This is a genomic window from Peribacillus sp. P4_B1, assembly GCF_056402395.1.
This window is the reverse complement of record NZ_JBFUHM010000044.1, coordinates 18,508-35,870: the sequence shown is the minus strand read 5'-3', so window position 1 is coordinate 35,870 and position 17,363 is coordinate 18,508. Positions and strand designations below refer to the sequence as shown.

Sequence of the window (17,363 nt, the reverse complement as noted above, 5' to 3'; positions counted from 1 at the left end):
CAAAATGCTTGGCAAATGGGTGAGCTTGTTGGATACAACCTATATGCAGCCTTTGAAGGCAAGAAACTTGAAGAATTTTCACCTGTAAACTCAGGTACACTTGCGAGCCTTGGCCGTAAAGATGCAGTGGCAACCGTTGGGGCCAATAACACTTCCCTTAAAGGTCTGCCGGCTACATTGATGAAAGAAGCAAGTAATATTCGCTATCTATCACACATCAAAGCCCTATTCAGCCTCGCTTATTAATTTATTATAGCCGTGACGTGACATCCAGTTCATTGTATTCCGCGGTAAATGCCCTTTCTTCCCGGTCATCGGGATTAAAGGGCATTTTTTTCATGAATTTATTATAATGCCTGATCATGATGCAATGATTGACGAAAGATGTTAACAATGGACGGTACTCCATTTTGTTGCTTATCCATTCTATAAATCCTGGGATTAGGCAACTCTCCTAAATCCTCTCCGTTAATTTTTATTAGCCCGTTTGTCGTTAACTAACGCTCAAGTAGGTACCATTGCGCATATCATAAAATTAACCTTATTAAAGGAGGGGTCTGTATGAAAGGGAAAAAAGGAAAAGCAGCTTCATCTGGCAGTTCATCTACCGGTAGCACTTCTACTGGTGGCACTTCTACTGGCAACAAGTCCACTGGCCATAAATCTACTGGGAAATAATCTACTGGCAACACAGCTACTGGTATCATAACTACTGGTATCACATCTACAACAACAACAGCTACTTCATTAAGGTCAAGTTCAAGTTCAAGCTCGTCGACTGGACGTGGCAAAAAAAGAAGAAGATAGATAGTTAAATATAAAATGCTTCAGCTTGATTAATCCCTGATTGATCAAGTGGAAGTATTTTATGATATTACGGCTTCATTAAGGTCAAGACTGTCCATAAAACATCTGATACAAGGAAGGAAGGTGAGTGTATGTCTTATCATATTCCATCTTATTTCTTAATGATAGAAGAAAAAAATCTAGAAGATTTACGTGCGGATATTTGGAGCGATGACCCTATTCCCGCCAATTTGAAAGTAGAAAACGACAATTATGTTATCGATATTGCCTATCGGGGCTCTTATACCCGCAAATTCCGGAAAAGATCCTATTGGATTGATTTCATCGAGCCAGAACAATTCTTTGGCGCCCACAAAATCCATCTCAATGCCGAATACAGAGATCCTTCCCTCATTCGCAATAAACTCTCACTCGATTTCTTTCAAGACCTTGGTGTCCTTTCCCCTCATAGCCAACACATCAACCTATTCCGAAATGGCACGTTTAAAGGTGTGTATTTACAATTGGATTCCGTCGATGGGTTTTTTTTAGAAAAAAGAGGACTTCCTGCCGGCCCGATTTATTATGCTGTCAACAATAATGCCAACTTTTCATTGGAAAGGGATGGGAAAATAAAAGACTCCCTTACGTCAGGCTATAAGCAAGCCTTTGGCAAACCCGCCGATGATGAATATCTAATCGAATTCATCAAAAAAGTAAACACAACCCCACTTGCAAAGTTTCCTGAAGTAGTCTCGCAGCATCTTGATATCCATAAATACTTACGCTGGCTGGTTGGAGCCGTTTGCACCATGAATAACGACGGTTTCACTCATAACTATGCACTATACCGCAATAGTAAAACGAAGTTATTTGAAATCATTCCTTGGGATTACGATGCCACTTGGGGACGCAAAGTCAGTGGAGGGATCATGGAGCACACATATGTCCCTATCGGAGGGAAAAAGTCAAACCACCTTATTCATCTGCTCTTGCAGGTTCCGGAATACAGTAAGTTCTACAAAGACCTCTTGGTTGAAACATTAGAAACCACATTTACTGTGAAGCATATGGAAAATAAAGTATTACCACTGCACCAGGGCATTCGCCCCCACATCCTTCTTGATCCATATAAAAAGAATAAGTTTGATCTATTCGACAAGGAACCGGAATTCATCTTCGAATTCATTCGCAAACGCAGTGATTACTTAAATAAGCACCTTGGTAGCCTAGATGAAAAAAATGCCACGACACAACTGATAGCCAAACAGAACCGAAAAAGGGGAGTTGCTTCCGTGTCACCAATCTGCATTAAAAATACGGGGAAGTATGGCAGGGGAGTATATGCTACAAGGGATATTCAAAAAGATGAACTCATTGAGGTATCACCTGTCATCATTTCACCCAAACATGAATGGAAATATTTAAAGAAAACCGCACTCTTTCATCACTGTTTCTATTGGGGAGATGATGATGAAACTGTCATTGCCTTAGGAAATGGTTCACTATTCAATCATTCATACACTCCAAATGCGACATTCGATAATAATTTAGAAGATTTAACGATAGACTTTTATGCACATAAAGATATAAAGGCTGGCGAGGAAATCACGATCAATTACAATGGTGAACCTGATGATAAATCCCCGTTATGGTTTGATGTAATCGAGTAGGCGCTTTTTGCTACCATTTTATTTTGAAAGAATCCATTTTGAAGGAAAATTGATCAAAATGGATTCTTTTTTATTCAGTTTTCTTCGCTAATGCAAGGACTTTTTAACTTTACATTTTTTTCGGCGCTGAAATTCCCAATAAACTTAGCGCATCCTTTAATGCAACCGCCACGGAAAAAGCGAATGAGAGCTTCATTTGTTTCCATTCATCTTCAACTAAGATTTTCGTATGTGCATAATACTTATTGAATGCACGCGATAAATGCAAGCTGAATTTCGCGATTTGTGATGGATCGGCTTGTTCAAATGATTTTTGGACAATGATCGGGTATTGCTCCAACATCTGGATGACCGGCCACGCATGTTCTCCTAAAGCTTCAAAAGTGATGGCCTGCTCTTTAAATTCACCTTTTTCAAGCAATGAGGAAATTCGCGCAAAAGTGTACTGTACATATGGACCCGTTTCTCCCTCAAAATTCATCATTTGCTCTAATGAAAAGTCAATATCATTCATCCGATTATTTTTTAAATCATTAAAGATTACCGCTCCGACACCGACCTGTCTTGCAACCAGTTCTTTCTGTTCAAGCGCTTGATTTTTTTCTTCAATATTGCGCTTCGCCGTTTCGATTGCCTCTGCCAAAACATCCGCAAGCAGCACGACTTTCCCTTTACGTGTCGACATTTTCTTACCGTCTTTTAACATCATGCCAAATGCTACGTGCTGTAAGTCATTTGACCAATCGTATCCCATTTTTTCAATGACGTTAAAAAGCTGCTTAAAGTGCAGGGATTGTTCATTTCCTACAACATAAAAGGTTTTCTTCGCCCCGTACTGTTTTTTACGATAAATGGCTGCAGCCAAATCACGCGTCGCATAAAGTGTCGCCCCATCGGTTTTCGTAATCAAACAAGGTGGCATATCTTCCAATTGCACGACATAGGCACCTTCGGATAGGGTAAGTAAACCTTTTTCTTTTAGTTCCCCGACAACCGCATCCATTTTGTCATTGTAAAACGCTTCTCCGGCATAGGAATCAAAACGGATGCCCAATAAATCATAAATCGTCTCAAATTCTTTTAAAGACGCATCCCTGAACCATTTCCATAATGCCAGTGCTTCCTCGTCCCCATCTTCAAGCGACTTGAAGCTTGCGCGTGCTTGTTCATTCAACGATTCATCCGTTTCAGCTATTTCATGGAACTTCACATAGATTTTCAATAATTCCTGAATCGGCGACGCTTCGATTGCCTCTTTATCGCCCCACAGCTTATACGCGACGATCAACTTGCCGAATTGAGTGCCCCAATCGCCTAAATGATTAATACGCACCGCAGTGTAGCCATTTTTTTCGGCAATGTTAGCCAGTGCATTCCCTATGACCGTTGAGCGTAAGTGCCCCATGGAAAAAGGCTTGGCAATATTCGGGGATGAGTAATCAATCACGACATTTTCCTGTACAGGCGGCAGTGAACCATACTGATCCTTTTCCCTTAATATCGTTTGCAACACGTTTTCCGTCACAATCTGTTGATTGACGAAGATATTCAGATAACCGCCCACAACGTTCACTTCTTGGATCAACTCACTGTTTAATTGCTGGGCTATTTCAGACGCAATCACCTGAGGCGATTTTTTGAATTTTTTTGCAAGAGTAAAGCACGGAAAGGCGACATCACCTAACTCCATCAATTTAGGCTTTTCCATTAATTTTTCTATTTCACTTGCTGGCATTTCATTGTTCAAAGCAGTTGAAATCAATTCTGCAATTGGTTTATTCATCGACATTTTCCCTCCTAAACAAAAAAGCCCCCGCCTCTAAATAAGAGACGAGAGCATAGTTTCCCGTGGTACCACTCTAGTTGCCACAAATTGTGACCACTTTCCATTGTTAACGAGGTGACTCCCCGATGTTCTCTACTGGACGTTTCAAGAAATTTCTCCAAAGTGCGTTTCATTCATCCGTCCTGCATTAGGCTCACACCATCCCTAACTCGCTTTCCATTTCAAAATGAACTACTCTCTTTATCACAGAATTTTCAATATTATGATTTAATCCATCGTACACAATTTTAAAAAACGTGTCAACACAGGATTTCTGATCTAACCCTGTCATAAAGTCTCTATCCGAAATCCATCTAGCCAGCCGGTAACTTCATTTTATCCTTGATAGTCGAAAAATATTTCCTTACGGTCCCAATTGTGTTGCTTTGCTGATTGGAGGGGTCAAGTGTGGTTTGACCATCGGCTAACAGGCCTAACACACCCATTTCCTGGTCATTATTGTTGGAAGACTCATCCATAAGTTCAGGGGAGTATATTCGCTTGCCATCCAATACGCTGCGAATCGAGCAGGCTAACTCTTCACTCGGGCTATCCTTCAATAAATAACCACTTACATTTGCTTTTAAAGCAAGTTGAAAATAACCAGTCCTTCGAAATGTCGTTAAAATAATCACTTTGCATTCAAATGACTTTAAAGCTTCAGCTGCCTCAAGCCCGCTCTTTACAGGCATCTCCATATCCATGATACAAACATCCGGCTTTAATTGGTGCACAAGAGTAATCGCTTCTTCTCCATTACTGGCTTGCCCGGCAATTTCTATATCTTCTTCAAGATTGAGTAGAGAACTAATTGCCTCTAACAGCATTTGCTGATTCTCTGCAATGACAATTCGGATCATTTTAAGTTCTCTCCTTTATTGAGTCGTTATATAAAGCAAAGACTCCCCAAAATCCAAGGATTATTAAGGGAGTCTGGAATGATTCATGAACGTTACAATTCAGATTTCGCTTGAACGGAAACACTTTTTTTCGTTAAATATTTTATGTCTTTAAAGCCAACAAAATTCTTGTTTTTCTCATCCCACAAGCGGAAACGGAGCGACTGTAAGCTTGTAGCCAGAGTAATCGTTGGTACGTTCTTTAAAGGCTCTGTATTATTATGTGCATTTTCCAGTTTATAGTTAGGTACCCTAGGACTTAAATGGTGAACATGATGGTAACCGATATTACCAGTAAGGAACTGCATCAGTTTTGGTAGCTTATAAAAAGAACTTCCTTCCACTGCTGCTAATACATATTCCCACTCCTCATTTTCTTCAAAATAAGAGTCCTCAAATGTGTGCTGGACGTAAAACAGCCAAATGCCCACTGAACCTGATATAAAGAAAATGGAACCTTGTACTAAAAGAAATGACTGCCAGCCTACTGCAAGGCAAAGCAATGCCACTAAACCAACGATTAATACATTCGTCAAATAGGTGTTCATTTTTTCCTTCTTTCTAGCACCTTTTCGGTTAAATCTATTTTTAAGAAGGAAAACATAAATCGGACCTATCCCAAACATTACCAATGGATTGCGATAAAAACGATAGGCAAAACGAATTCTAAGCGGCGCAGCCAAATATTCATCCACCGTAAGGGTCCAAATATCCCCTGTACCCCGCTTATCTAAATTGCCACTTGTTGCGTGATGCACAGAATGCTCATGCCCCCATTGATCAAAAGGGAATACAGTCAAAACACCCATGACTGTCCCGACTATTCTATTCGCACGGCGGCTTTTAAAAAATGAATGATGCGTACAATCATGAAAGATTATGAAAATTCTTGTCAAGAAGCCAGCAGCCAACACAGCTGGAATTAAAGTTAACCAATAAGAAACCGAAAGACTTATATATGCTAGGTACCATAAAATAATGAACGGCCCTAACGTATTGATGATCTGCCATATACTTTCTTTTGTCGTTGATTGTTCAAAAGGAGCAATTTGTTTTCTCAAGTTTTTAGTATTTTGTATGGTCATTAATCAATTGCACTTCCCTTTATTTGTCGTTATTTCTTATTATAAATAAATCAGCCTGATTTTATTAGTACCAGGTGTCATGACTAGAAGATGACAAATGTCATGTACAAGATATTTTCAACGGAAAACCCTACCAAATAAAATGGAAAATAACCAAAACTGGCTAACCTTGTTCCTACGAATAGGACGGTATAATTCCAACAAATTAATCTCCATTTGGAAGAATTCTTTTCTTATCATAGAAAGCTTAAAAACGACAAACGTATAATAAACTGTCGTAAATCTCGAGGGATTTTAGAGAGATGTTAATTATCAAAGCCACTTATGATAGGCTTAGACTATGAGGATTTACCAGTTGAAAAACTGTAAAGGGGAATTAGTTTGGATAAGGAAATGGAGAAAACAATTGTAAAATCATTTTTCACCAAAAGGCTCCAAGATAGAATTCTGTTCGAATTGTCTTCAGCCAAGAAACGCAAGGATGCCTTAAGTCGCCTTTGTCATTCTTACAGAACAACTCTTGGTGAAGAATACATCATTGAGATTCCGAAACCGAATTCAGATCCAGCAGATATAGCTAAGTTACTAAAACAGAATGGTGCTGATTGTTATGTAATATCCTGGGATGAAGATATTGATGGTAAGGAGCTCCCCTTATTAACCGCCTTAGAAAAAGCTGTTGGAATGGGGATGCCCTCAATCATATCCTGCATACCAAATAAACTCGCTTATTTTGAAGCTGAACAAGAAGCCCTTCCATCTCCAAGATTTTTACTAAAAAGAAAACAATGAATAATTGCATACACAAATATTCCTGTTTAGATGATTCCCTATTTTCTAGACTTTTCCACAATGTACCTCTATTTTATTGCTATTCTCCATAGTAAACTAGTAAAGTTAAATTTTACAAAGGGGAATAAAATAATCGTGAAAAAATTCTTTGGATGTTTTATTATGTTAAGCCTTCTTTGTATGTGTCTCTTTCCAACCAGTGGTAGTTCATCAAGTAAAACCCAATACATAGGTTCTGTTAAAGTGGACAATACAAAAGTTTTTAGTTCTCCTAAATTAGGTTCTACTTTATTAAAGACCTTAAAAAAGGGCGAGGAGTTTCCCGTCATTTCCTCTGCCGTTGGGGATTCCGCGGGCCCTATTATTCATAAAGTAAAGACTGGAAACACATTATGGAAAGTAGCAAATCAATATGGAGTTTCAGTAAGTGAGCTGCAAAAAGAAAACAAATTAACTTCTTCCGAAATCACTGTTGGCCAAAGCCTGAAGATTCCCCAGAAATATAAGATCCATAAGGTAGTATCAGGAGATACATTGTGGAAGATCTCTTCTAAATATAAGGTAACCACCAGTGATTTGACGAAATTAAATAACTTACATGCAGATACAATTAATGTTGGCCAAAAATTGAAGATTCCTGATTATTACTACCAGGTTCAATTGCTTGATGGTAAAAAGGGATGGATAAAGACATCCCAACTTCAAAAAAAGGCGCAAAAACCTGTCGTCATGGGCTGGACGCATAATGAATCGAAAGAAAACTACACCCAACAAATTAAACAACCTAATTTAAATGTAGTTTCTCCTCGTTCCTATACGCTGACGGATTCCGGTAATTTCGTTTCCGTTTCTGCGGATGCAAAGTTCGTCCAAAACGCCCATAAGCAAGGAAAGCAAGTTTGGCAGCTTATCGGAAATCAATTTGACCCTGTTTTAACCGGTTCTGTACTAGGCAATACAAAAAAACGCCAGAAATTAGTTTCAGCTTTACGTGATTCACTTGTTAAAACTAAAAGCGATGGAATAAATGTAGATTTTGAAAACATCGATCCAAAAAACAAGAAGGACTTTGTACTTTTCATAGGCGAACTGAAAAAGGCACTAAAACCGCATGGAATTAAAGTATCTGTGGATGTCACCCGAGAAAATGAAGACCCTTTTTGGTCAAAAAGTCTGGATAGGAAAGCTCTTGGCAAAATAGCAGACTACATAATCATAATGGGTTATGACGAGCATTGGGGAGGGAGCCCAGTAGCCGGGTCCGTTTCCTCGTTACCTTGGATCAAAGAAGGAACTAAGCTTTTAATGAAAGAAGTACCTGCCCATAAGATCATATTGGCTGTACCATTTTATACGAGAGAATGGGTAACCGATTTATCGACCAAAAAAGTGAAAAGCCATGACCTTACCATGGCTGAAGTCAACAAAATCATTTCATCTCATAAACTTAAAAAGGTATGGGATAAAAAGACTCAACAAAATTACGTGGAGTATACTTCCAAAGGGGAAAAGCATCAAATATGGATAGAAGATAAAAAATCGATGAAGCTCCGTATTGACCTGGTAAAACAAAATCACCTATGCGGTGTATCTGCTTGGTACCTTGGATCAGAAACCCCTGACATTTGGGATGTATATCATTTTAATCAATAGATTGACAGAAAAACCATAAAGAAAAAAGGCCTCACATTGTGTGCGGCCTTTTTTGCATGACATCCTTTTCAGTCAGTCTTGTCGTCTTAAGTGAATAGAGCACCCCAATAAATATCAAGGAAATACCCAAGATTTGAATCCTGTCCGGTTGAAATCCTGAAAACAGAATATCCAAAAGGATGGCCACTGCCGGATCGACAAAAATCATGAAAGATACTACATTTGTAGGCAAATGGCGGATACTATTAAAAAACAGAAGATACACGACGCCTGTATGGATGATGCCGGTAAGTACAGTATAAAACCATTCGGAAGATTTTAGCGTTGTGTAGACTGAAAAATCGACAAAAGGAATCAGTAATAGAAATCCAATGAACATTTGCAGAAAAGTGGTCGCGTATACACTTGTCTTTGAAATGCTCTTTCCTAAAAGCAGGGTTGCCGCATAGAAAAATGCAGCAATGACCCCATAAATAATCCCTTCCCATTCAGGGGTTGATGATCGAAATCCATCTGTTCCCATAATGAATAATGTGCCAATGAAGCAAAGTGAAATGGCCAGGATGGAAAATAAACTCATTTTCTCCCTGAAGATGAAGCTCCCGATAATGAGTACAATGATCGGCGCTAAATGATAAAGCGAAATGGCAATTGTCACCGATATCAGTTCGAAAGATTTAAAGAGGAATATCCAGTTTAACAAGTTGGCCACCGCGCAGAAAATGATGAGCATTATCTCTCTACCATTCCATATTTCGTTCTTGAAATGTCCTGTAATCATCCATGCTGCACATAAGAATATGGCAGCACAAATGCAGCGAACAAAAACCAGTTCCAATGCAGGAAGTCCTGATAGTCCTGAAAAGAAACCGACAGATCCAAAGATCGTCATGGCTAAAGACAGTTGAAGAAGTGCTATTTTATTCATTTAATTTCTCCTTATGAAATCACACATTATTTTACATATAGCTTATACTAAAAAGTAATCCAACCGGTAATGGGCTGAAAGAACTTCATGCATAAATGAAGAAAAAACAAGAATCCCCTTTTCATGAAAAAGGGGATTCTTGTTTTGCAGCTTATCACCCCAGGAATAGATCCAGCAGATTACTGCCTACAGTTGATTGCTTATTATAAAACTCCGAATAACCGCAATTCTTGCAATACACAACCGTAAATTGATTATTCTGGACATCGAACATTTTTGACAATCCTGTTCCAGTCATTGCTACGTCCTTCTTGGCAGCATCATTGCTTCCGCATTTCATACAACCCTTTTCGCTCATGATCCTTCATCTCCTAATTTATCCTAGATTCATTTTAAGTAACTAATTTATTAACAATTCTTCCTAGTAAAATCAATATATCTTGTTCCTTGAAAGGTTAAAGTGCCGACATCCCCTTCTGCAAGAACACCAAAATTCTTTCCTGAAATATGGAATTCTGATCGATCGCCACTCTCAAATTCAAATGTAATATAATAAGTCGTAGAGGAGCTTTGCGAATGGAGATTGTTATTGTGACCGTATGAATGACCATTCCTAATAGTATTTGTTCGTTTGACTTTCACCATTGCAGGAACAGATAAACGAGGAGATTTCTCGTTCTTCTCCCATTGACTAAGACCAGAGAATATATTAACTATGATCATTATAAAAATGATAACAAAAATAATTCCTATAAATACCGGAGCACCTGTGAAAATCCAACACCGTACATTTGATATTCCTCCCCGCCCCGATGACATAATATACGGATAAAATGGAAATAGGTTTCAAATTAATTTAAATTTCCTTCCCCTTTACTCCCCTTTGATCAACCTATATTTTCACCATCTAAAAAATTGGAGGTGCAGTTCAATAAAATGGGACCTTTTTATAACCCTCCTCTTTTGGATTGGCTCCCTTTTTTATTTCCAGATTTTAAAGCAGGAAAAGTATTTGAAAATAATAGATTAGATAACGATAAGATTCTAATCATTCCTTCCCGGTAAAAAAAAGCATTAAATAACATCTGAATCATCTAATCGTATTTCTGCAACCCTTCCACCTTGAACACACCAAAATTCTAAAGTAATATTCCGTTTATGGTCAATGTAGCCGATAATATCCGCTCCCTGTTCATAACTTTTATAATAATGATCCCCATACTTCGAAAGAACGTCCGCTTTCTTACTTCCTAATTTAATACCTTTGCCTGTTTGAAGGGAACTTTCAAATAGATCGTCATCCGCACTTGAAATGATTAACCGCATTATTTTCCCTTTATCCTCGTCTGAATTGATAGTGGCCGTTTTTAACCCGCCTTTCCAATAATAATAATCATATGCATTGTTATTGTCTTGATCGATGGGTTCTCCATATTCTCTAATAAATTCTGGACTCGATATGTTATCCCAGACTTTATATCCCCCGATAGACTCATCAGACAAGTCCGTTGATTTTGTCAATTTCTCAGAGAATGCCGAGTACACATAGAAACCTAATGTTGTTCCAATAATAATAAGTACGATTACTAACTTACGTTTATCATGCATTTTTCCCATCTCTAAAATCTACTCCATCCATATCGGAAATGAAAATATTGGCTATACCAATTTCCTTATTAAACTTTAACCTGACTTGAATAGGACGAATTGTTGGCGCGCAGGACGAATTGTTCATTTTCATTGATCGTCCCTGCTGTAAAACTCAAATGGAGCTACTAACTAGCAAACAGGAAGGAGCTGATCCCCATTATGTATCCTCCGCCTATCCCGATCGCAACGCCAAAAACCGTCCATTGTGATATGTAAATACCTATTAGAAATAAAATGAATCCTATAAATCCAATTAACAGAACCTTTTTTTTATTCATTTTGCACCCCTTGGCCAAAATATCCTTATACTATCTTATACGGATAAAATTGGATAAAAGTTTCATTCTATTACTAAATTGATGATTCATTGAAAGAAAGTCGAGTAAATAAAGTAGTTTCAAAAATTACCTGCGTTTTTTGCCCATGATAAAAAGGCTGCCGCAGCAACCTTTATCTTGAAGGGGATTTTATCCCATTATTACAAATAGAAAAATTTCATTTTTCTCTCGGCGGCTTCAATAAGAAAAACCGAAATCAGCCACTGATTTCGGTCGTTCCCTCTATTTAATTAGTGATATCTTTTTTCTGGAAGAAGAAGAAAGTTAGCGCTAAAAAGATAAGATAGTAGATGCCAAGTACACCCATCGAGAATCCTAGTGTGGCTCCATCAAACATTTCCATGGTTCCGGAAATATAGCCCCTTAAATCAAGGTGGGGGAATAAGACGAATTTTAACCACTCGTATTTACCGATGAATGATTGAATGACCATATTTAATGTCGAAGAGGCAAATAGGATGAAAATGGATATACCTACTGCAAGTGCTTGGTTTTTAAATAATGTGCTTAACATGAAAGCGATGGTCGTGATGACCAAGAATCCTGGTATCCAGTAAACGATCATGTCCACGAAATATTCTCCGACTACCACCGGACTGAATTCACCGAAAGATGCAGGATCCATTATTTTGTCTGAATACGAACCATTTCCAAAGAATATGATCCCGATTAGATAACTGAATATAAGCAGGCTCGCAAGTAATAACGCCGCAAATAACAGGGAAGTAATATATTTGGAAAGTAGAATCTTCCAACGTTTATAAGGCCTGATCAACAGTTGTTTAATGGTACCATCCGAAAACTCCGAGGAAACTAGCGAGCTGCAAACAATAACGACGAATAAAGTGACAAATGACGTTAATGTTGTAGTCCATTCCGCCATATATGTCCAATTCGTGTTTAAGTCAGGGTTTATATTACCAGCTAAAAGTTGCTTATTTAGATCAATGTCAGCCATGATTTCGGCTTTTTCATCGTCACTGATATCAGTAGCTTCCAATGCCTTTTGCTGTTCTTGGATATCTGCCTTTAACTCCTGCTTCCAATCCTTACCCGATTCGCCGGCACTTAATTTATAATCGATGACTGCCGCCCCTAATGCTGCCAATAAAAGAAAAGCGATGAATATATAGGTTGATACTTTTGAAAAGATTTTCATCCATTCATTTTTTACTAAGGACATCATACAGACTCCCTCATTTCCTGCTCAGTGATTTCAAAGAATTTATCTTCCAGTGATTTTCTAGTAATGCCAATTTCATAGACATCCAGTTCATTTCCATTAAAACTCCTGTTTATATCAGCCGTTTGTTCACGTGTAGCCGATACGGAGATTGTCTTCGCATCATATTTTAGAATCGTAATATCCACAAACTGTTCTTGAAGGATTTTTTTAGCTAGCTCCCCATCACTGACAGTGAATGAAACTTCATTTACCGTTTCGGTTTTTTCATCTACAATATGTTCTTTCGTATGTATCAGCTTTCCTTTTTCGATAACGGCAAAACTATCACACATCAATTGCATTTCCGATAGTAAATGTGATGAAATCAATATCCCGACGCCTTCACTTGCCAGTACTTTCAAATAATCACGAAACTCACGAATCCCTTGTGGATCCAAGCCATTCGTCGGTTCATCAAAAATCAATAACGACGGTTTATGTAAAATGGCCTGTGCCACGCCAAGGCGCTGACGCATTCCTAATGAATAGGTTTTAACCTTCTTATCGATGGCATGATCCAGTTTGACAAGCTTTATGACCTCTTCTATTCGCTCGTTGGATATGTCATTGGATGACATTCGGGCATAATGCAGGATATTCTTCCTGCCCGTCATGTACTTATAAAACTCCGGGTTTTCAACAATGGCCCCCAATTGATTCATCGCACCTTCGAAATCTTTATCGAGGTCACTGCCATTGATCATGACAGTACCGCCCGTACGGTTGATAAGACCAGTGATCATACGGATGATAGTGGTCTTACCGGCCCCATTCGGACCAAGCAAACCAAAAATTTCATTACTTTTTATTTCAAAGCTGACATTGTCTACAATGGTCGCTTTTCCAATTTTTTTAGTTAAGGATTGAACCTTAAGAACCGTTTCAGACATATAATACCTTCCTTTTTTTATATTTTCCAAAATCACACAAATTCAATATTACCATATTATGCATATTGTTACTATACTGATATTCTTCCATTTGGATAAAAGCATCCCTTGAATCAGCTGCAATCAATAGATTTGAATTTCACCGTTCTTACCGATGGACTACAAGGTTATGGCCGCCTCTCCGACATACCCATTTTCAAAATACCCAATGTTGGTTTCCGTATGCCGCTTCCCTTCCCTATCCGTATTGCGCAATAACATCGAACTCACATTAAAGTCTTCAGTCGGCGTCAGCTACCCGCCCTCATAATTCTCAATATCAATATCACTGCAATGACTTTTTTCATCGAAATAACTATGTATCGTTTCTTTTTATTACGCTTCCGAATGAATAAAGTTACAGGTTTTTTTATATTAAAGGAAAATTCATGTTAATTATAAATAAAGCAACGTATAGGTAAAGCCGATGGAAATGGCCAGACCCACTGCAAAAAGAAAGATTCTTCTAATAAAAGAAGGGAAAAGTCTATAAACCATCATTAAAATAAAATCGATGAAATTCGTTGGTATTCCAGAGCCGAATTCTTTGACTACTTTCTTGTCACCAAAAACGGCGAACCACATTACAAAAAGACCACATAAAATGAAAATGAAGGAAAAAATCTTAAACCACATTCGATGTCACCCGTTCCTCATAACGATATTGTTTTAGTCTTATCTTAACTGGGTTTTAGGATTCAAGTTTTCAAAATGAATTCTTCAACCCATACCACTTGCATGGGAATCCCCTTTGTCCTCAGCGAATCTTTCAAATTCGCATTCTTCCGGCACCAGGATAGATCATAAATTATCCTTGACTGCCCGGGCATAAAGAGGACGAACATTTTCTTTCGTCAAAAAATTGAGCCTTGTAGCAATTCCTTTACCCCAATATTGCTTCCCAAACCAGTAACTCACTCCTGGGTTAACTATTTTACAGAATATGGTCATTTTTTTGGATAACCCGATTTGATGTGATATCCTTCCATCGGGTCAAAAGCCACTTTGTCTAAACTTTCTAACCCTTCTATGAACAAAAAACAGGCGGTTATTTTTCGTCCTCATAGATCAAGTAACCGCGGAAAGCTATCCATGAAAAACTCCATCATTGCTTTTCCTCTAAATTCCAACTACATTCTTCCAGGATACCCTACTAGTATCTGACTGCGCTTCCCTCAAGATAACACTAATTGCCATAAAAGAAAGGACTAGCAACAAATTACATGAACAAAACTCCCAAATTAAACTTTACTTAAAATATAACGTTTTTTCATTAAAGCTGTCCTCATTTGGAAGCGGAAACCCTCAACTCCTCGTGATTTCTTGAGTACATATCGTTTTTATTGGAAGAAACCTTTAATATTTTTCTTATAAAACAGACCGCCATATCCTTGCTAAGAGTCCGTGAATGAAAAGACCTGACTTGAAGGAGTGGATTATTGAAAAAATCTATCCCCGAACGATGTTGCCTGGATTTAGTCCACTCAATTCTTTTCCTGATTCTTTTTAATAGAATCCAGAATCCGCTAATTACTAAGGATATGGTAACCCGTTCTCCGCCTCATTTCTTTTCTTTCTCTAACATGTTTTAACAATTCCTTAGTGCCTTCGCGGTGTTTTTCCTTATCAGCGCCTAAAAGAGCGATCGTTTAACGAATGGTTTAATTGCAGGAAACAACGAGGAGGATAAACATGAAGAAAATTATAATAACGATCCTAACGGCTTCTGTATTCATTCTAGGAGTTTGCATGCCAACTAAAGGCGAAGCCGCAGCTTTGGATCGCACACTCTCATCAGGAATGAGTAATGGTGATGTAAAGGAACTACAAGAATTATTACTGACAAAAGGGGTTTTTCCCTATTATGAAGCAACAGGTTACTACGGACCGATTACAAAAGAATCCGTAAAGAAGTTTCAGGAAAAATCAGGGCTGAAAGCCGATGGAATAGCAGGAACAAAAACGAATCAGAAAATCCAGGTACTGAAAAGCGGGGATATCGGAAGACCTGTAGCTGAACTGCAGAGGCTATTGAAAGCCTCGGATGTTTACACATCAACGATCGATGGAATTTATGGTACAGGTACAAAACAAGCAGTCATGAACTTTCAAAAGCAAAAGGGATTATCCGCTGACGGTATAGCCGGTGCACGGACTTTCAGTAAATTAGAAGAAAGAGCCAGTTTAGCAAGCTCGGCCGTTAAAGAACTGACGGTAACAAGTACTGCATATACAGCGAGCTGCGAAGGATGTTCAGGCACCACAAGAATGGGCGTCGATTTACAAAAATATGATGATGCCAAACTGATAGCAGTCGATCCGAATGTGATTCCGCTAGGCTCCATCGTTGAAGTCGAAGGCTATGGACAAGCAATCGCTGCAGACACGGGCGGCGCGATCAAAGGAAACAGAATCGATGTATTCATCCCAAAAGAAGCGGATGCTTTAACGTGGGGAAGAAAGCAAGTGAAGGTTAAAATAATTAAATGATGCATGACGGAAACATCGTTTTAATATAAAAATAGATACATAACAAAACCGAAAGAGCATGTATGGATCAATTCATGCTCTTTCAGTCTGTTCAAACCAACTTGTACATGATAATATCATCGACGTAATCACTTTCGTTCATCTTAAATTCCTTAATTTTACGGCCTTCTTCAACAAACCCCATACTTTTATAAAGTGATATTGCCCGATGATTTGTTGAAAAAACTCCTAAACTCACCTTTTCAATGAACGGATTGGCTTCTGCCCATTCCAATAATGCTTTAACTAGTTTTTTTCCAATACCCATCCCTCTGAATTTTTCTCTAATCATGATCCCAAATGAGCCCTTGTGAGACATTCTCCTCCTATTTTCCGATTGAAATCCTATCCATCCAATCACTTCACCATTTATTTCGGCCACGATGATGGTTTCTCGTTCATTTTCCAATAACCTTCGTATCCAATCCCTTTGTTGTTCTGGTGTTTTATTAAACTCGTCTGACAACGCAATAAAGTACTCACCTTCGGAAATTACGGAATACTGTACATCCAAAATTGCTTCCGCATCTTTTAATTCACCAGTCCGAATCATATATGTAAGACTATTATTTTTCGTTTCTGACATGCCAATCCCCCTTATAAAGACTGCCCCCACTCGGATTCATTGACTGTGAAAACCTTAGTAAATAACCATCTGGATCTTGAACTAAAATCTCCTTTTTTACAAACACCTCATTATCGCTTTCATAATGGTTTTCCATCATTTCTCTAAATAATTTTATTCCACGCCTTTTTAAAGCAGCCGCCAATTTTTCAACATCATCAATATCAATTTGAAAATTAATCCCTCTGCCTAATGGATATATTAATTCTCCCGTATCCCAGCTTCCATTTATTTCTTCTAGCATAATTTGCGATTCTCCCAAAGAAAGAAAGGCAAATTTATCATCAAAACGTTCATATTCTAAATGAAATCCCAAAATTTCAAGGTAAAATTTTTTCGATTCACTTATATTCGATACTGATAGTTCAGGTACTAGTGCATTAAACTTCATATTCAGTTAAAGCCTCCTTGTCAGTCCCCTCTTTA

Annotated in this window: 19 protein-coding genes, 2 pseudogenes and 1 other annotated feature; of the genes and pseudogenes, 6 read left to right on the top strand and 15 right to left on the bottom strand. The window is 38.2% G+C overall.

Translation table 11 applies throughout. From position 1 onward, the window contains the following. A pseudogene (locus AC1DVK_RS20665) lies at positions 1–246 on the top strand (NAD(P)/FAD-dependent oxidoreductase); the annotation flags it as partial. A gap of 4 nt (positions 247–250) precedes the next feature. On the opposite strand, the gene AC1DVK_RS20660 reads toward AC1DVK_RS20665, so the two are convergent. Beyond that, the gene (locus tag AC1DVK_RS20660) at positions 251–394 is read right to left on the bottom strand and encodes a hypothetical protein (protein ID WP_284469679.1); all 144 of its coding nucleotides are present in this window, start codon (positions 392–394) and stop codon (positions 251–253) included. Between the two features lie 133 nt (positions 395–527). Then, entirely contained in the window at positions 528–791 is a 264-nt protein-coding gene (locus AC1DVK_RS20655) for a hypothetical protein (protein WP_477627288.1), read from the bottom strand. A gap of 147 nt (positions 792–938) precedes the next feature. Between AC1DVK_RS20655 and AC1DVK_RS20650 the strand changes: the two are divergent. Together AC1DVK_RS20650 and AC1DVK_RS20645 are read left to right on the top strand one after the other, a co-directional pair. Beyond that, a pseudogene (locus tag AC1DVK_RS20650) lies at positions 939–2,018 on the top strand (CotH kinase family protein); the annotation flags it as partial. A gap of 63 nt (positions 2,019–2,081) precedes the next feature. Further along, complete coding sequence (locus tag AC1DVK_RS20645; protein WP_167556013.1) at positions 2,082–2,459, top strand: SET domain-containing protein; 378 nt, start codon at positions 2,082–2,084, stop codon at positions 2,457–2,459. Between the two features lie 109 nt (positions 2,460–2,568). On the opposite strand, the gene argS is transcribed toward AC1DVK_RS20645, so the two are convergent. From argS to desA, 3 genes are all read right to left on the bottom strand, one after another. After that, complete coding sequence (argS, locus tag AC1DVK_RS20640) at positions 2,569–4,248, bottom strand: arginine--tRNA ligase (RefSeq protein WP_477627287.1); 1,680 nt, start codon at positions 4,246–4,248, stop codon at positions 2,569–2,571. A gap of 34 nt (positions 4,249–4,282) precedes the next feature. Beyond that, positions 4,283–4,501, bottom strand: a binding site (T-box leader). Between the two features lie 97 nt (positions 4,502–4,598). Beyond that, positions 4,599–5,144 carry a response regulator gene (locus AC1DVK_RS20635; protein ID WP_477627286.1) on the bottom strand — a complete coding sequence of 182 codons (546 nt, stop codon included), beginning with the start codon at positions 5,142–5,144 and terminating at the stop codon, positions 4,599–4,601. 92 nt (positions 5,145–5,236) lie between these two features. Next, positions 5,237–6,268: a Delta(5) desaturase DesA gene (gene desA / locus AC1DVK_RS20630; protein WP_477627285.1), complete on the bottom strand. Its 1,032-nt coding sequence runs from the start codon at positions 6,266–6,268 to the stop codon at positions 5,237–5,239. A gap of 381 nt (positions 6,269–6,649) precedes the next feature. Here desA and AC1DVK_RS20625 point away from each other — a divergent pair, with 381 nt between their 5' ends. Together AC1DVK_RS20625 and AC1DVK_RS20620 are read left to right on the top strand one after the other, a co-directional pair. After that, positions 6,650–7,060 carry a hypothetical protein gene (locus AC1DVK_RS20625; protein ID WP_477627284.1) on the top strand — a complete coding sequence of 137 codons (411 nt, stop codon included), beginning with the start codon at positions 6,650–6,652 and terminating at the stop codon, positions 7,058–7,060. A 243-nt stretch (positions 7,061–7,303) separates the two neighbouring features. After that, a complete protein-coding gene (locus AC1DVK_RS20620; RefSeq protein ID WP_477627283.1) occupies positions 7,304–8,713 on the top strand; it encodes a LysM peptidoglycan-binding domain-containing protein in 1,410 nt (469 codons plus the stop codon). Positions 8,714–8,744: 31 nt separating this feature from the next. On the opposite strand, the gene AC1DVK_RS20615 is transcribed toward AC1DVK_RS20620, so the two are convergent. The 8 genes from AC1DVK_RS20615 to AC1DVK_RS20580 all read right to left on the bottom strand — a co-directional run bounded on the left by AC1DVK_RS20615 (position 8,745) and on the right by AC1DVK_RS20580 (position 14,368). Next, positions 8,745–9,641, bottom strand: coding sequence for a DMT family transporter (locus tag AC1DVK_RS20615; RefSeq protein WP_477627282.1), 897 nt, complete (start codon positions 9,639–9,641; stop codon positions 8,745–8,747). A gap of 154 nt (positions 9,642–9,795) precedes the next feature. Continuing rightward, positions 9,796–9,999 carry a zinc ribbon domain-containing protein gene (locus tag AC1DVK_RS20610; RefSeq protein WP_410863203.1) on the bottom strand — a complete coding sequence of 68 codons (204 nt, stop codon included), beginning with the start codon at positions 9,997–9,999 and terminating at the stop codon, positions 9,796–9,798. A 50-nt stretch (positions 10,000–10,049) separates the two neighbouring features. Further along, positions 10,050–10,460, bottom strand: coding sequence for a DUF2500 domain-containing protein (locus AC1DVK_RS20605; protein ID WP_477627281.1), 411 nt, complete (start codon positions 10,458–10,460; stop codon positions 10,050–10,052). A gap of 255 nt (positions 10,461–10,715) precedes the next feature. Continuing rightward, positions 10,716–11,258 carry a hypothetical protein gene (locus AC1DVK_RS20600; RefSeq protein WP_284469668.1) on the bottom strand — a complete coding sequence of 181 codons (543 nt, stop codon included), beginning with the start codon at positions 11,256–11,258 and terminating at the stop codon, positions 10,716–10,718. Positions 11,259–11,416: 158 nt separating this feature from the next. Further along, positions 11,417–11,569 carry a hypothetical protein gene (locus AC1DVK_RS20595; RefSeq protein WP_477627280.1) on the bottom strand — a complete coding sequence of 51 codons (153 nt, stop codon included), beginning with the start codon at positions 11,567–11,569 and terminating at the stop codon, positions 11,417–11,419. A 286-nt stretch (positions 11,570–11,855) separates the two neighbouring features. Continuing rightward, entirely contained in the window at positions 11,856–12,812 is a 957-nt protein-coding gene (locus AC1DVK_RS20590) for an ABC transporter permease (protein WP_477627279.1), read from the bottom strand. Further along, the gene (locus tag AC1DVK_RS20585; RefSeq protein WP_410863211.1) at positions 12,812–13,744 is read right to left on the bottom strand and encodes an ABC transporter ATP-binding protein; all 933 of its coding nucleotides are present in this window, start codon (positions 13,742–13,744) and stop codon (positions 12,812–12,814) included. The genes AC1DVK_RS20590 and AC1DVK_RS20585 overlap by 1 nt, the downstream gene beginning before the upstream one ends. 435 nt (positions 13,745–14,179) lie before the next feature. Continuing rightward, positions 14,180–14,368: a hypothetical protein gene (locus AC1DVK_RS20580; RefSeq protein WP_477627278.1), complete on the bottom strand. Its 189-nt coding sequence runs from the start codon at positions 14,366–14,368 to the stop codon at positions 14,180–14,182. A gap of 1,107 nt (positions 14,369–15,475) precedes the next feature. Between AC1DVK_RS20580 and AC1DVK_RS20575 the strand changes: the two genes are divergently transcribed. Beyond that, the gene (locus AC1DVK_RS20575; protein ID WP_477627277.1) at positions 15,476–16,273 is read left to right on the top strand and encodes a peptidoglycan-binding protein; all 798 of its coding nucleotides are present in this window, start codon (positions 15,476–15,478) and stop codon (positions 16,271–16,273) included. A 91-nt stretch (positions 16,274–16,364) separates the two neighbouring features. Here the strand turns inward: AC1DVK_RS20575 and AC1DVK_RS20570 are convergent, their stop codons facing one another. Together AC1DVK_RS20570 and AC1DVK_RS20565 are read right to left on the bottom strand one after the other, a co-directional pair. Then, positions 16,365–16,898: a GNAT family N-acetyltransferase gene (locus AC1DVK_RS20570; RefSeq protein ID WP_410863215.1), complete on the bottom strand. Its 534-nt coding sequence runs from the start codon at positions 16,896–16,898 to the stop codon at positions 16,365–16,367. Further along, positions 16,879–17,328, bottom strand: a complete 450-nt coding sequence (locus AC1DVK_RS20565; protein WP_477627276.1) for a bleomycin resistance protein — start codon at positions 17,326–17,328, stop codon at positions 16,879–16,881. Before AC1DVK_RS20565 ends, AC1DVK_RS20570 begins: the two co-directional genes overlap by 20 nt. Positions 17,329–17,363 lie beyond the last annotated feature (35 nt).